Origin of the sequence: Bacillus pretiosus (genome assembly GCF_051294775.1) — a bacterium.
Lineage (GTDB): Bacteria > Bacillota > Bacilli > Bacillales > Bacillaceae_G > Bacillus_A > Bacillus_A wiedmannii.
Window position 1 is genome coordinate 50,336 of sequence record NZ_JBPPHF010000007.1, and the last position, 15,156, is coordinate 65,491.

The window sequence follows — 15,156 nt, forward strand, 5'->3', positions numbered from 1 at the left end:
ATTACACCTCTACTCTATACTTTTCCATAAATATAACGCTGCATAACTGCAGTATGGTTCACACTCTTGTTTCACTTTTTCTAAAAATGCATCATCAGGTTTATCATCTAATTGAAATACACCTTGCACTGCACGCTGAATCCCAATGTCCGCTTTCGGAAACATATTTTTCCGTCCAAGCCCGAACATTAAAAAATTTTGCACTGTCCATGTACCAATCCCCCTAATTGGTAACAATTGTGCGGAAACCTCTTCATCCGCCCTGGTTTCTATACTCGCTAAATTTAATGTACCGCTGACAATACTTCGACCTAACCCTACTATATATTCAGCCTTTCGCTGACTAAACTTCTGCTCCCTCAATTCTTCTATTGAAATATTTGCTACTATTTCTGGAGTGGGGAAAAAGAATACACCGTTCTTCTCTGTTCCATATCGTTTCACAAACTGTTCTGTTAACACAGTAGCAAATTTCAAATTTATTTGTTGATGAATGATACAGCGAAGAAGACAAGCAAAATAATCAAACTCTAAAATAATTGGAGTATAAGCATATGTTTCAAATAGTGGACGTAATGATGTGTTTAAAAAATGATTTTGTATATCTTGAAACGGTTCATTCCAATGAAAAATGGCCCTCATTCGTTTCATGACTTTCTCTTGATCTCCTGCCTGACTAGAGATCCAAAACTGTGGATTTTGAACAGTACCAATCCCTTGCAAGCGAACAACAATCTGTTCCTCGTCTATACAAAGCGGAACATAAATGACTTTCTCATCTAATTGAATGACGTTAAGAGGATCAAAAGATAAACGTTTTAATACCTCTTCAAAATGATACGGATACTCTAACGTAACATGTTCGCTCCACATACGTTTCCCCATCCTTTTTACACATCATTATAGCATGAGAAAACCGCAAGCATACATGCTTACGGTTGATTGCTTTTTACTAAGTCATCTAGACTTTTAAAATGATACCCTTTCTCGCGCAAATCATCAATGATTTTCGCAAGTGCTTCTGCATTATCTTTTGATATTGCATGAAGTAATAAAACAGATCCTGGATGAATCATCGTCATTACATTATTATGTGCATATTGCCATCCTCTTTGCTCGTCCACTTTCCAATCCAAAAATGCAAGTGACCAAAATACATTATAATAGCCCATTTCTTTCGTAAGAGCCAACGTTCTTTCACTAAATACGCCGCGCGGCGGACGTACATATTTTACTTCTTTTTGCCCAGTTACTTTTTTAATCTCTTCCGTTACACTCGTTAATTCTTCACGAAGTTTCGCATCATTTACCGTTGTAAAATCAGGATGACTCCACGAATGATTTCCAATAATATGTCCTTCATTCTTCATTCTTAATAACAAATCTTTTTGTGTTTTAATATAATGACCCGTTACAAAGAAAGTTGCCGGTACTTTTTTCTCTTTTAATACATCTAAGATTTTCCCTGTGTATCCATTCTCGTACCCATTATCGAATGTTAAATAAATATCTTTTTTCTTTGTATCCCCTAAATAAAACCCACCATTTTTTTGTAGTAAATCTGTGTATAACTTTCCTGCATCTGGTACTGTTTCATTTTTAGGACGCGGGATTCCCCAGTTATGTGGAGTATTTGTATAAGCTAATGCTGAAACTGGAACAAGTGCCATCATAATTGAAAAAATGAGACCGATATATAACCATTTATATTTCATAAATAGTCTCCTTTCCATATATAATCGTACTTGTAGTTTCTGTTGCCGTGCATTCTTTCATGCTGAACATGTTTTTCTATATATACCAAAAAAATGCATCTCGAATCATTCGAGATGCATTTTTGTTTACTTAAATACTGGCTCTTTAAAGCTAGCTAATTTTTCAAGTGATGTTTTATCAACATCTGCATGTAAGCTATTACCATGAGAATCCATCGTTACAACTGCTTTAAATCCTTCGATACGTAAATGCCACATTGCCTCTGGAATACCAAATTGTAAGAAATCAACATCTTTTACTTCTTTAATACATTCGGCATAATATTGCGCTGCACCGCCAATTGCATTTAAATATACACCACCGTGCTCTTCTAAAGCCGCTAATGTTTTTGCACCCATACCACCTTTTCCAATGACAGCGCGAATACCGAATTTCTTCATAATATCGCCTTGGTACGGTTCTTCACGAATACTTGTCGTTGGACCTGCCGCTTTAATTTGCCAGTTTTCATTTTCATCTTTCACGACAACTGGACCACAGTGATAAATAACTTGTCCTTTTAAATCTACTGGACAATCGTTATCCATTAAATGCTTATGGATTGCATCACGACCTGTATACATCATGCCATTAATTGTTACAACATCACCAACGCGAAGTTCACGAATTTGCTCTTCTGTAATTGGTGCTTGTAATACAATCTCACGTTGCTCTGTTTTTTCTTGCGCTTCTTGCTGAAGTGTATCCTCACCTTCTTGATATAGCCAATCCATAATTTCACCTGTTTCAGGATGGATTGTTACGCCAAGGCGGCGATATGCCCAGCAATTATACGCAACAGATACGTAGAAACTAGCTGGCAGACGATTATACACGCCAATTTTACAACCAAGTAAAGTTGTTTCTCCGCCAAATCCCATCGTACCAATGCCAAGCTTATTCGCATTTTCTAATACGTACTCTTCAAGTTTTTGTAACTCTGGTACTGGATTGACATCATCTAATGTACGGAATAATTGATTTTTTGCTAATTCGTAACCTGATGTGCGGTCTCCCCCGATACCAACACCAATTACACCTGCACTACAGCCTTGACCTTGCGCTTGATATACAGCATGAAGAAGGCATTTACGAATCCCTTCTAAATCACGGCCAGCGCGTCCAAGTCCTTCTAATTCACACGGTAAGCTATACTGAATATTTTTATTCTCACAGCCACCACCCTTTAGGATTAAGCGTGCATCAATATAATCTTTTTCCCATTGTTCAAACTTAATAACCGGTGTACCTGGTCCTAAATTATTTCCACTATTGTCTCCAAAAAGAGAATCAACAGAATTGGGACGAAGTTTACCATCTTTTGTCGCCCGCTCAAGCGCATTATAGATCGCTTCCTTCAAATGTAATTGATTCACACCAACTGGTGTATAAATTTTAAACGTTGGCATCCCTGTATCTTGGCAAATTGGCGAGATGTTATCATCAGCCATTTTAATATTATTCGTAATTGTGCCAAGTGCCATCGCAGAACGAGTCCCTGCATTTTCTCGTTCTTTCGCTTGTTGAATCGCACGACGAACATCTTTCGGTAAGTTCGTTGACGTTTCAACAATTAGTTGATACATGCTTTCTTGAAGCTTTTCCATTGTTACTTCCCCCTCAATTGTGAACGCTACCAAAACGTTATGAGCTGAAAATTCCATCGTTATGCTCTTCAGCTTTTTATTTGTTTCACGCTATTAAAGCATAAATGAAATTTTTCACAACTTGATTATACCTTTTTTTCTACCGTCCTTCTATTATCCATACAGAAAAAGGCTGCCAATTTTGCATTGGCAGCCTTTTTAATATATTATTCGTCTTTTTTAAATTGCTCACATTTTAATTCTAATTCATCTAACATCGCAAGAAGACGATCTACATCTTCTAACTCTACTTCTTCAGGTTCAATTGTATCAATTACTTCAATGAACATATTTAAACGTTCTTTTAAATATACTAGTTGTGAATCTTTATCTTCAATTGCTTTTCCCATGAAGGCACTCTCCTTTTAATTCGAGATGCTTTTATTATACCGCAAAAATGATTGCTATGGGCATGAAATTTCATCAATTTTGTCACAGCCATTCATTCAAATGTAAGCCCTCTCTCTTTTTTCACAAAAAAGTTTCACTTTATAAAAAGTACATATTCTTCTATTATAGAGAATGGACAAATTGTTATTTCAATAGTCAAAGGAGTATTTCATATGACGATATCACAAAAAATGAAGCCGATTACTCCTTCTTACGATCCATGGGAAGCGTATATGGACCTTGAAGAGTACGGCAAACTACTATTAACAAACGTTGAGTTTACAACGACAACGTTATGCAATATGCGTTGCGAGCATTGTGCTGTTGGTTACACATTACAGCCGAAAGATCCAAATCCGCTTCCTATGGAACTTTTATTAAAACGATTAGATGAGATTCCTCATTTACGTTCTTTAAGTATTACTGGCGGAGAACCAATGCTTTCAAAGAAATCCGTCGACAACTATGTAACACCACTCTTAAAATACGCTCATGAACGAGGCGTTCGCACTCAAATCAACTCAAACTTAACTATAGATTTAGCACGTTACGAACAAATTATTCCTTATTTAGACGTATTGCATATATCTCATAACTGGGGAACAATTGATGACTTCGTTGAAGGTGGATTTGCAATGATGGAACGTAAACCTACTTATGAACAACGTGCAAAATTATTTGAACGAATGATTACAAATAGTAAAGCTCTATCAGATGCAGGTGTACTCGTATCAGCCGAAACGATGTTAAACAAAAGGACTCTACCGCATATTGAACATATTCATCGTCAAATTGTCGAAGAGATGGGCTGTAAACGTCATGAAGTTCATCCAATGTATCCAAGTGACTTCGCGAGTAATCTAGAGATCTTAACAAAAGCTGAAATTCGAGATGCAATTGAGCATTTACTAGAAATTCGCGATGAAAATGTATGGATGTTATTTGGAACTTTACCTTTCTACGCTTGTAGCGATGACGAGCGAGACATCGCCACATTTAAGAAATTACAAGAAAGCAAAAATGTAACAGTTCGTAACGATCCAGATGGTCGTTCTCGTTTAAACGTCAACATTTTCGATGGAAATATTATTGTAACTGATTTCGGTGACGTTCCTCTTCTAGGTAACGTACAAACAAACACACTACAAGAAGCGTATGACAAATGGAGTGCTTCAAAAACAGCACAATCATTAAGCTGTCACTGTCCTGCAGTAAAATGCCTTGGACCAAATGTTCTTGTAAAAAATAGCTACTATCCGACAGAAGACTTCTTATCAAAAACAGCAAACATAACATTTTAAAGTTCAACTTTAATCAGTGGGGGTTTTGTTCATTCCCCACTGATTATTAGTTGAACCAATTGCCCACAAATAGCGGGATAAATAAAAACGTCAGCTTATAAGCTGACGTTTTTTCATATTATTGCGAGTGAGAAGAAGAAATGAATTTAAAATACAAATGATCGTGAATTGGAATAGCAGCTCCGATTCCTTGTGAGGTAATATTTTTTACTACAAGCCTCTTTTGATTTCCTTTTAACACAAGGTACACTTCTCCAAATGTTACTTTTCCTTTTTCATTTACTGCTGGTGTATAAGCGTATAAATATCCAAGTTGACTCGGACTAATATTATACACACGCTCATGTCCAGTACCATAACCAATGGTCGTTTTAAATGAAAGTGGCAATTGTACTTTTTCAAGTGCTTTGAGAAGCATCATTTTTTTCACATCCGCAGTATTTTTCATATCTGCTGTTAAATCACCTTCAACCGTCTTTTGCGTTTCTTGCTTATAGCGTAGCGGATATAAGCGATCTCCTCCGCGATTATCGTACACATTGCGATTTACTTGTTTATATTCCCAATTAATCGACGTATCAACCGATTCATAATTTAAAGCCCATTGACCTAGATAAATCTTCGCTCGGTACCCTACCGCAAGCGGCGCATTCGAAATTGTCGTTTCATTAAACATTCGAATTAAGTCCGGATTTTCAATTTTAATATTTGCTGTTTTCAATAGTTCTTGAGCAAACTTACTCGGTTGTAAGCGCGGCAAATCTTGCGCATCATTTGGAAACGTATTGTCTTTAGAAATATTTAAAACAGATGAAGGCATTTTTGTTTCTACCGTTGTCTTTGCAAAACTCATGTTAGGAAATAATAGAATAAACGAGACCATAGTTGAAAGACATATGCTGTATACTCGTTTCACCTGTCTGGCTCCTTCCTATGTAAAGGTATATATACTACTTTGTTTATTGTTTTCTCTCAATACAATTGTTATGCCTATTTTTCATAATAAATAAAAACCAATTCCCATAATGACATACGCCGCTAATAAAGTACCGCCTTCAAACCAATTTGTATCTCCATCATTTGAAATCGCAATCGTTAAGAAAACAGCTGTAATCATAGAAACAAGTTCTGGTATTGTAAATACTAAAGGCATCCTTTGTGCAAAGAACATAGAAAGCAGTACTAATACAGGAGCAACAAACATGGCAATTTGCAACGTAGAACCGACTGCAATTTCAACTGCAATATTTACTTTATTTTTATACGCCATAATAATTGCAGATGCATGTTCCGCTGCATTCCCAACAATTGCAACGATAATAACCCCTATAAATAACTCTGACCAACCAAATGACTTTGCAACGGTCTCAAATGTATGCACAAGCGCCTCTGACACATAAGCTACCGCAATGGTCGCTATTGCTAAAATGAGTAGCGCTTTACCTTTCGACCACTCTGGTTCTTCCTCATGAGCTACTTCATCCGTTTTATGCTGATATACACCACGATGCGTAACGAGCTTAAATAGCAGTGCAGCAAGGTACATAATAATCATAATGATAGAAACACCGATACTTAATTGATACGTCTTTCCAGCATCCATCTTCATTGAAAAAATCTCTGGAATAACAAAAGCTACTACTACCGCAAAGATTAATAAAGCTGAATTATGCCTTGCATCATATACATTAAAACTTTGTCTTTTGTATTTAAGCCCTCCTATAAAGAAGGATAGCCCTCCTACTAATAATAAATTCCCAAGTACAGAACCCGTTAAAGAGGCTAATACAACCTCAATTAATCCCGCCTGAAGTGCAAAAATCGAAATAATTAGTTCAACAGCATTACCAAAAGTAGCATTTAATAATCCGCCTATTCTAGGTCCAGAGACAATTGCCAAACTTTCTGTCGCTCTCCCCATAAAACCCGCTAAGGCGATAATAGTAATGCAATACACAGCGAACATAATTGTTTGAGGCCAATGAAGCATTTTTCCAAGTACAGAAAGTGGTACCCCGATCAGCGCTACTATAAGAAATATTTTATTAAACATGCTTTTCATCCTTCCATCGTATGTATTTCTCCTCGATATTATTATTATTCTTCTCCTAACTTGTCCGATTTCATCACAATTACGTTTAAAAAATCGGATTGAAGAAAACAGTATAAAAGATATTTAAATTATCTTGTTTAAACGGAGAAAACAATAAATTATGAACAGGGGTTAAAAACATGCATTTAAAAGAAAAAATTGAAACTATTATTTGCGGTCAACGAACTGGTGTATTATCTACTGTACGTGAAAATAAACCTCATAGTACCTTTATGATGTTTTTCCACGAAGATTTTGTGTTATATGTTGCAACAGATCGGAAATCAAAAAAGATAACAGATATCGAAAACAATCCAAATGTACATGTACTACTTGGACGTGAAGGAAAAAAATTAGATGAAGATTATATTGAAGTTGAAGGCTTAGCCTCCATCGAGGAAGACTCCACATTAAAAAACAAGTTTTGGAATAATAGCTTAAAACGCTGGTTACTTGGTCCTGAAGACCCTAATTACGTATTAATAAAAATCAATCCCGACACAATTTATTACATCGATGGTGCTGGTACGACGGAGCCCGAGTTTTTACGACTATAAAATAAAACAAGCCCCCTTTAGGTGGGCTTGTTTTGTCGAAAAGTTCTTCTGAAAAAAACAATAAAATAGGTGGAACTTTCTAAAGATTCTGTTATATAATAGCAGTAACTTAAATAAACTGTATTAAAACAGATTGAGAGGAGAAATCAAATTGATGAAAAGAGAAGAACGCAAAAACATGATTGAGTTTATTGAAAAGAAAAAAGGGATTGAGCGTGATGAATTATTGTTTATGACAGACGATGAAGTAGAACATATTTATAATGTAACGTACTTTTTGTATGAAGAAATTGCAGAGTAGTATAATAATCCCCACCTTATTAGAAATATAAGGTGGGGATTATTTCGTTATTTGCGGAGCGGTAAAATCCCACTGATTAAAGTTTCGCTTTATACATGAGAATGGTTTTCATGTATAATAATGTAAGATTGGAGGAATTTTACTATGAGTTCATGGCTCTTATTCGCACTATTATCAGCAATCGCTGCTGCCCTTGTATCTATTTTCGGAAAGATTGGTTTAGATGGAATCGATGCCAATGTTGCAACAACGGTTCGTTCTATTATTATGGCATTATTTATGGTGGGCGTTATTATTATCCAAGGTAAATTTCAAAATATCGGCGACGTACTGCTAAATAAAAAAGCACTGCTCTTTATCACATTAAGTGGGGTTGCAGGTGCTTCGTCATGGCTATTTTATTTTCTTGCCCTCAAAACAGGGAAAGTTTCACAAGTGGCTCCTGTCGATAAATTAAGCGTCGTATTTTCTATCATCCTCGCGATGATTATACTCGGTGAAAAGTTAAACTTTATGACTGGCGTTGGTGTAGTCTTTATTACAGCTGGTGTATTATTTATTGCTTTCAGCTAAAAAAACCGCTAATAGCGGTTTTTCTTTTTCTTTATATAAAACCATACAATACATGTAACAACTACTGAAATGAATAAAATCCATACTCCGTAATGATGTAGGCTATACTCAACGAAACGCCACTTCTCTCCTAACTTCCAGCCAAGTCCAATAAAAACACTTATCCAAATAAGCGCACCACCGTAAGCGTACAAACAAAAACGCCAAAGTGTTAAATTCGACATCCCAGCAAAATATGCTGTTAAATGACGTACTCCCGGGATAAAGTAACCAATCATTAAAAGAAATGGTCCATATTTTTCAAATAAAATATGCGTTTTTTCAATGTGATGTTCTTTAATTCTAATCTTCGGTCCATATTTTTTTAAAACAGGGAGTCCAAGTTTTAAACCTAATATGTAGCTTAATGTAATACCTAACATCGCACCAGCCATCCCGCTTAAAAAAGCAGCAGTTCCTGACATAACTCCTTTAGAAACATTATAACCAACGAAGGTCAATAAAAACTCGTCTGGTATCGGTAATCCAACAATTCCACCGGCCAACGCTATAATAATTCCAAAATACCCATAATGCGCGATTAACTCGCCAATATGTTGTTCCATTCGGAAAACACATCCTATGCACGATCGTTATTCCACATTGTGCCCTTTCTATCTTTCAGACAAACATGGTATACATATTCACTATACATTGTTTTTATAATGAACTCTACTTCTATCCATTCCTTTAGCAGGAAGAAAGTGAACCATTAATCAGTGGTGATTTGTTCATCCTCACTAATTTTTAGCACACACCAATTGTGCGCCCGACTCCCTCCTACTTCCCTTGTATTCACCGCTTTTTAAAGTGCTAGTCTTATTATCTGTAAATAGTGGGATTAAAAAATAAAAATTCATATGCTTGTTTTTTTGTTACAATAAAGGAAAGTTACTTTTCGCAACGGTTTAACTCTCAGGAAAAATGATATATCTAGCAAAAACATAGTTTGGTCGATATAATGCAACTTCTACCTATTAAAAGAACATACACCCTTTACATACAACATCATTTTTCTAAATTATACAGGGGGAACGAACATGACCATTGAAAATCAATTTATCCAAAAGGTTTACTATAAAACATTTTTAACAGAAGAAACTTCTACTCCAGTATCAGAAGTACTCGGTGAAGCATATATAAATGAATCTACAAATGAATTCTCCAACATTTCTAATATCCGCTTTGCTCAAGGTGAATTTTATTACCAAAATAAAGACTTTGAAGCAGCGATATTTAAATGGGAGAAAGTAAATAACGAACTTGCACTTTGGGCAACCAAAAATATTGCAGATTCTTATTTTGAACTAGGATTCTTGCCAAAAGCAGAAGAGATTTATCAATCTATTCAAACGGAAGATACAACTCTTACAATGGAAGTTTCCTTACAACTTCTTTCTCTGTACATCGAACAAGATCGTTTAGGTCTAGCATTTAAGACGATTAGTGAGGCCGTTGCATTTCAACCTGACTATCCTAATATTACTGCAATTGCTCGCTCATTCTATGAAAAACAAGAAGATTGGAATAATGCTATCGAACTTGCCCTTCAAGAAGGAATTCGAACAAAATCGTTACACTGGTTCGATACTTTAATCAATTATGTGAATCAAGGATTCACGAAACAAATCAAACCAGAATATTTCTATGAATCTTTAAAAGCATTATATGCAATTGATCAAGTCCAATTTAAAGAACTTGTTATTGCGCTTTGGAACAGCTATCAAAATGAAAACTTGCATCTACCTTGGATTCAAACAATAAATCATTTATTCTTACATATTGAAACAGACAACAATGACGATTGGCATGAAATTGTTGAACGCTATCAAGATACGTACTTTGAGTTAATTACTGGTGAGCATTTCATGCATGAAATGCAGGGACTTGTACCAGATTTATTAACCAATTGGTTTAGTTTAACGAAAGCAAAAGATGCCCTATTTGTCTCTGCTGCAGTGTTAGCATGGAATGAAGTTTCACCTACAACTTTAGAGTCATTACTCGTAAAAAGTGCGGGAGCCCTACTTTCTAATTCAACAGCTGAAACAAATGTAAATATGGAAACAGTTTCTCATTTATTCGAAACAATTGCTGTATGGGCTGAAAAAAACGATGTGGATTTAAGTCATCAATTTACGTTACTCGTTCACGAACTGTGTGATTTAAATGTTACACAATTACTAATAGCGGGAACTAGTGACCAGGATAAATCATCATTCATCAATTCTATACTAGGAGAGAACATCTTAACTGAGACTGTAACAACTCCTATTCTATTTAAAGATGATAGCCAAACTGAAATAACAGAATTCACTGCGTTAGATGTACACAATATACCTAGCTTTGATGAATTCCATCAAAGAATGGCTACACCTTCCGAATCAGAACTTGAGAAAAAATGTATAGAAATTAAGTTACCAAGTAGATTTTTAAGAAAAAATAAATTTGCATTTCTTGTTACGCCACCTGTTCAAGGGCAAGTGGATAAAAACAGCTCATATTTTGAATACTTACAAGCAGCAGATAGCCTTATTTACGTATTAAATTCTTCTTCACCATTACATGGTGAAGAACTTGATACATTACTTTATTTACGTGAACAAGTGCCAAATTTACAAATTCATTTCGTATTACACACAAATAATACGACCAATAACGAAAAACTAATGAGTAAAATTAAAGTCCATTTCCCAAATGCACAGTTCTTCCCATACTCTCCTTCACAAGAGAGTAGCCAGCAACTTGGAGACGTGACAGAGTCTATTCTTTCTAATCTAGCAGAACGTAACATGGAACAAGAACGTATAGAAAAACTAATATGGTTTACTCAAAAGACAATCGCATACCTTGTAAATGAACGTGTGGAGTTAGAAAATACATTAGTGAAATCCGTACGCTGGAATAAACATATCTCAGTTAAATTAAATGGATTTATTAACAACCTTACTGCTCTTGAAAAAGATAAAATTCGTTCTATTACAGAATCTTATCTTTTAACGAAAGAAGAAATCACACGAGATATCCATTCTCAAATTCCTGAATTATTACAGAGTTGTTCTGACCTCGTTCAAGAAGATAGCGACTTCAAATTAGTTCATGAAGAATTAAATACTGCGATGAACGAACGAGTTCAAAAACATGTACAACAAGTGCTTCTTCCTAAATTTACTGGTTCTATTCAGGAATGGATTGAAACAGCTCATAATGAATTTATTCAAGCTCAATCTTATTTAGATGAAATGAGTGAAACGTTTAATAAATTATATAAAGAAGAACGCATGAAACTTCCTTGTGATTTCAAATTACTAGATGACTGGCATCGAGATGTTGTACGCATGACAAATAGAATTACAGTAACGAACATCAATATTTTATTACGCTTTACACCGACACAATTTTTCTTAAAAAGTGCGGGAAAACTATTTGGTAACATGCAAAAAAATCAGTCTATGCTCGCAAACAAATATAAACAATACATTGAAACGGAAGACTATACGGAAATTGCTCAAACAATCTCAAAACAATTCTTCCTTCAATTTGAAGTATTTGAAGGCGCATTAGAACGAGATATCATGATGTTCTTTAAAGATCCACTTAGCATATTGAAACAAAATGTAGAAGCAGCTCAACTTGAAATACAGGAAGACGAGCAAACATTAGCAACATTAAGAAGCAACCCCGAAACTTATCACGATCCGTTAGCATTCTTTAAACTGCAACTATTGCAACACAAATTCGTTTTAAGTACAAACAAAAACAATGAAGACGTCTATGAATTTAATGAGTCTCCTACGATTTAACATAAAAAACCAAGCAAATTTCAGTTTGCTTGGTTTTTTACTTTAATTCATTATTTTCATATGTTCAAATGGATAATAAATTGCCGCTAATTCTCCTAATACATCTTCTCTATCAATAAGTCCTAAACCATTTCTACTATCTCTGCTTATTAAGCGATTATCTCCCATAACAAAAATCTTATTTTTAGGAATTGTAATCGGTCCAAAGTCCTCTGTTAAATTCATAAGTTTTTTTTCAGCTTGTTTTTTATTACTATACAAATACGCTTCCTGTGTCACTTCATGATTCACATATAATTGATCATTTCTCACCTCGATTACATCGCCAGGCAAACCAATAACCCTTTTCACATAAAAATTATCCGTCTTCACAACAATAATATCTTCTCTCCCATAACTTTCAAACTGCTTTGCTAACTTATTAACAATCAGCTTATCCCCATCTTGTAACGTCGGCTTCATGGACGCTCCTTTTACAGTCGTAGGAAAAAACACAAAAATTTTCGCTAAAAACACTAACAAACATGCAATTGCAATTGTTCCAAAGAATTCACGCAAACGTTTTTTCTTTTGCATCATTCCACCATCTCATCATCTTTTTACTTTTATTATAAGGAATTCAACTGTGAAATTTCCACAAAATTCCGAATTATAAAATTGTAATATTACAAACTTAAAAATAACATCCTCATAAATTTATTATTTTTATATACCATAATCTATATTTATCTCACTATTTGCGAACAGTAAAAAAGATACCCTCAAAATAGTCTATCCACTATTTTGAGAGTATCTTTTTATATTCCCACATATACAATACACATTTGAGCCGCTACATATGTAAACCAAATCCAAAGTGGTTCATACTTTAATTTGCGCCCTCCAATATCTGTCACGCCTATAATAAAATCAGAAATCACAAATAGTAAACCACCAAAAGCCGGTATCCACCATATGCCTGTATTCTCATAGTATAAGGCGAATGCAAAGCAAGCCATTCCTCCAACCCACAGTCCGTAAATTAGTGCTCCTATCGTAAACAATTTATCTTGTTTATCATTTCGTATAAAAAAGAACCATCCTATAATGAGAAAGAGCCCGTATACGAGTAAACCAATCCAAAAACCATTCCATGAGATGCCTGTTTGCAAAAATGCTTTTACATAAAAACAATGTGCAAGCGCGAAAGTAATCATCCCTCCAATTAGCCTGTGACCAATTGGAATTAAACCTGCCATAAATAAATCTCCTACAGTTGATAACGTCATACCTAGTGCAACCCACGTACTATACTCCACTGCTGGATCTTGTAACCATATCCAAATTGCACTTGCTGTTAAAGAAAAACTAAGAATAAGACGCACCGCTAAAGGTAGCGGCATATTATTTCTTGTCTTTTTTGTCTGTCCTATTGCGTATATTGCACCAATTAAAAAAAGAATGATTTGTCCAATTAACACCATGTAAAGTAGATTCATAACATGTTCTCCTCAATAAATGCTTTTTGTATCTTTTTTCGTTACACCTAGTCTATTATCCTTTTTCTATATAAAAAAAGAAGAACAGTACTGTTCTTCCATTGTAATCGTTTTCCTGTTATCTATGCTACTTGTTTTTCGTTCGCCCTTTTCTGCTTAGCTGTCGTCCGATTCACCACGATAATTCCCGCGGCTACACATGCCAAACCGAATAATACAAATGAATGAATTGCTTCTCCTAAAATCATGCTCGATAATAACACACCAAATACGGGTATAAAGAACATGTACATTGATACTTTTCCAACCTTGTTATACTTCATAATTGTATTCCAAATGCAAAAGCCTGCTGCGGATAAGAAAGATAAGTAGAGAAGCATAAGTATTGCATGTACACTAAATGTAAATGGCATGGCTCCAACTTGCAAAGCCCCTATACATAATAGCCCGATAGAACCAAAAATCATTTGGTATGCTGTCATATAGCCAACATCTAATGTTTTGCTACCTTCTTTCGCCAATATGTTTCCATATGAATACAACATTGCTGCACTAAGAAGTAGTAAGCTACCGATTCCGAAATGGAATGACAAACTACCATCACTCGGTACATTTACTAAAATGACACCACAAAAGCCAATAGAGACCCCAATTATTTTTCTCATATTGAGAGCGTCATCTTTATATAAAAAGTGAGCGAGTAAAATTTGAAAGAATGATGATGTTCCTGAAATGATAGCTCCTTCAATACCAGAACTATAACTCATTCCAATATAAAAACATATATATTGAAGAAATGTTTGAAATAAACCAATTTGTACTAACTGCTTCCCCGTTCCTTTTTTGAAGCTCATATCTTTTCCTAACACTTTAAAGAATAATAAGAGCATGACTCCAGATAAAAAGAAACGATAACCAGCAAATAATATTTGCTCCCCAACTTCTTGTGGCTGAATTCCAAGTTCAGCATAACTTAATTTAATAAATGGGAATGCGCTCCCCCATAAAAAAGTCGCTACTATTGCAGCAATTAGTACGCCAATCGGATGGGTAAAAAATTTCTCTGTCTTCACTTGTTGTCTTCCTTTCCGATCTTTATATGAACAATATTCATATATACCAAAGGAAGTGTGAAAACACAAGTTTTCAGTTTATACGCAAACAAAACATATCATCTAACGAAAACATATGATATACTATAGAATAATTACAACATAATAA

15 protein-coding genes are annotated in these 15,156 nt (G+C 35.0%); 5 read left to right on the forward strand and 10 right to left on the reverse strand.

Going from position 1 to position 15,156, the window contains the following annotated elements:
• Positions 1-9: 9 nt before the first annotated feature.
• From ACSG5Z_RS25730 to ACSG5Z_RS25745, 4 genes are all read right to left on the reverse strand, one after another.
• A complete protein-coding gene (locus tag ACSG5Z_RS25730) occupies positions 10-873 on the reverse strand; it encodes a DNA-3-methyladenine glycosylase family protein (protein ID WP_000269433.1) in 864 nt (287 codons plus the stop codon).
• Between the two features lie 59 nt (positions 874-932).
• On the reverse strand, positions 933-1,715 hold the full coding sequence (gene pdaA, locus ACSG5Z_RS25735; protein ID WP_000875960.1) for a delta-lactam-biosynthetic de-N-acetylase: 783 nt from the start codon (positions 1,713-1,715) through the stop codon (positions 933-935).
• Between the two features lie 126 nt (positions 1,716-1,841).
• On the reverse strand, positions 1,842-3,362 hold the full coding sequence (gene fumA, locus ACSG5Z_RS25740; protein WP_000413499.1) for a class I fumarate hydratase: 1,521 nt from the start codon (positions 3,360-3,362) through the stop codon (positions 1,842-1,844).
• Positions 3,363-3,568: 206 nt separating this feature from the next.
• The gene (locus tag ACSG5Z_RS25745; RefSeq protein ID WP_000513547.1) at positions 3,569-3,751 is read right to left on the reverse strand and encodes an SE1561 family protein; all 183 of its coding nucleotides are present in this window, start codon (positions 3,749-3,751) and stop codon (positions 3,569-3,571) included.
• A 213-nt stretch (positions 3,752-3,964) separates the two neighbouring features.
• On the opposite strand from ACSG5Z_RS25745, the gene yfkAB reads away from it, so the two are divergent.
• On the forward strand, positions 3,965-5,092 hold the full coding sequence (gene yfkAB, locus ACSG5Z_RS25750) for a radical SAM/CxCxxxxC motif protein YfkAB (protein WP_000156029.1): 1,128 nt from the start codon (positions 3,965-3,967) through the stop codon (positions 5,090-5,092).
• A gap of 118 nt (positions 5,093-5,210) precedes the next feature.
• Here the strand turns inward: yfkAB and ACSG5Z_RS25755 are convergent, their stop codons facing one another.
• On the reverse strand, positions 5,211-6,008 hold the full coding sequence (locus ACSG5Z_RS25755; protein WP_033662157.1) for a YfkD famly protein: 798 nt from the start codon (positions 6,006-6,008) through the stop codon (positions 5,211-5,213).
• Between the two features lie 81 nt (positions 6,009-6,089).
• Positions 6,090-7,145, reverse strand: coding sequence for a calcium/proton exchanger (cax, locus tag ACSG5Z_RS25760; protein WP_000482128.1), 1,056 nt, complete (start codon positions 7,143-7,145; stop codon positions 6,090-6,092).
• 179 nt (positions 7,146-7,324) lie between these two features.
• Here cax and ACSG5Z_RS25765 point away from each other — a divergent pair, with 179 nt between their 5' ends.
• The 3 genes from ACSG5Z_RS25765 to ACSG5Z_RS25775 all read left to right on the forward strand — a co-directional run bounded on the left by ACSG5Z_RS25765 (position 7,325) and on the right by ACSG5Z_RS25775 (position 8,615).
• A complete protein-coding gene (locus ACSG5Z_RS25765) occupies positions 7,325-7,741 on the forward strand; it encodes a pyridoxamine 5'-phosphate oxidase family protein (protein ID WP_000550224.1) in 417 nt (138 codons plus the stop codon).
• 151 nt (positions 7,742-7,892) lie between these two features.
• Positions 7,893-8,042, forward strand: a complete 150-nt coding sequence (locus ACSG5Z_RS25770) for a BH0509 family protein (protein WP_000977681.1) — start codon at positions 7,893-7,895, stop codon at positions 8,040-8,042.
• 144 nt (positions 8,043-8,186) lie between these two features.
• On the forward strand, positions 8,187-8,615 hold the full coding sequence (locus tag ACSG5Z_RS25775; RefSeq protein WP_000100307.1) for an EamA family transporter: 429 nt from the start codon (positions 8,187-8,189) through the stop codon (positions 8,613-8,615).
• Between the two features lie 8 nt (positions 8,616-8,623).
• Here ACSG5Z_RS25775 and ACSG5Z_RS25780 read toward each other — a convergent pair whose 3' ends face one another.
• Positions 8,624-9,220, reverse strand: a complete 597-nt coding sequence (locus tag ACSG5Z_RS25780) for a DedA family protein (RefSeq protein ID WP_046953695.1) — start codon at positions 9,218-9,220, stop codon at positions 8,624-8,626.
• A 474-nt stretch (positions 9,221-9,694) separates the two neighbouring features.
• On the opposite strand from ACSG5Z_RS25780, the gene ACSG5Z_RS25785 reads away from it, so the two are divergent.
• Positions 9,695-12,457: a tetratricopeptide repeat protein gene (locus tag ACSG5Z_RS25785; protein WP_087982336.1), complete on the forward strand. Its 2,763-nt coding sequence runs from the start codon at positions 9,695-9,697 to the stop codon at positions 12,455-12,457.
• 42 nt (positions 12,458-12,499) lie between these two features.
• On the opposite strand, the gene lepB is transcribed toward ACSG5Z_RS25785, so the two are convergent.
• From lepB to ACSG5Z_RS25800, 3 genes are all read right to left on the reverse strand, one after another.
• A complete protein-coding gene (gene lepB / locus ACSG5Z_RS25790; protein WP_087982334.1) occupies positions 12,500-13,036 on the reverse strand; it encodes a signal peptidase I in 537 nt (178 codons plus the stop codon).
• 218 nt (positions 13,037-13,254) lie between these two features.
• A complete protein-coding gene (locus ACSG5Z_RS25795) occupies positions 13,255-13,935 on the reverse strand; it encodes a lysoplasmalogenase (RefSeq protein ID WP_087982332.1) in 681 nt (226 codons plus the stop codon).
• A gap of 122 nt (positions 13,936-14,057) precedes the next feature.
• A complete protein-coding gene (locus ACSG5Z_RS25800) occupies positions 14,058-15,008 on the reverse strand; it encodes a DMT family transporter (RefSeq protein WP_088061633.1) in 951 nt (316 codons plus the stop codon).
• Positions 15,009-15,156: the final 148 nt, after the last annotated feature.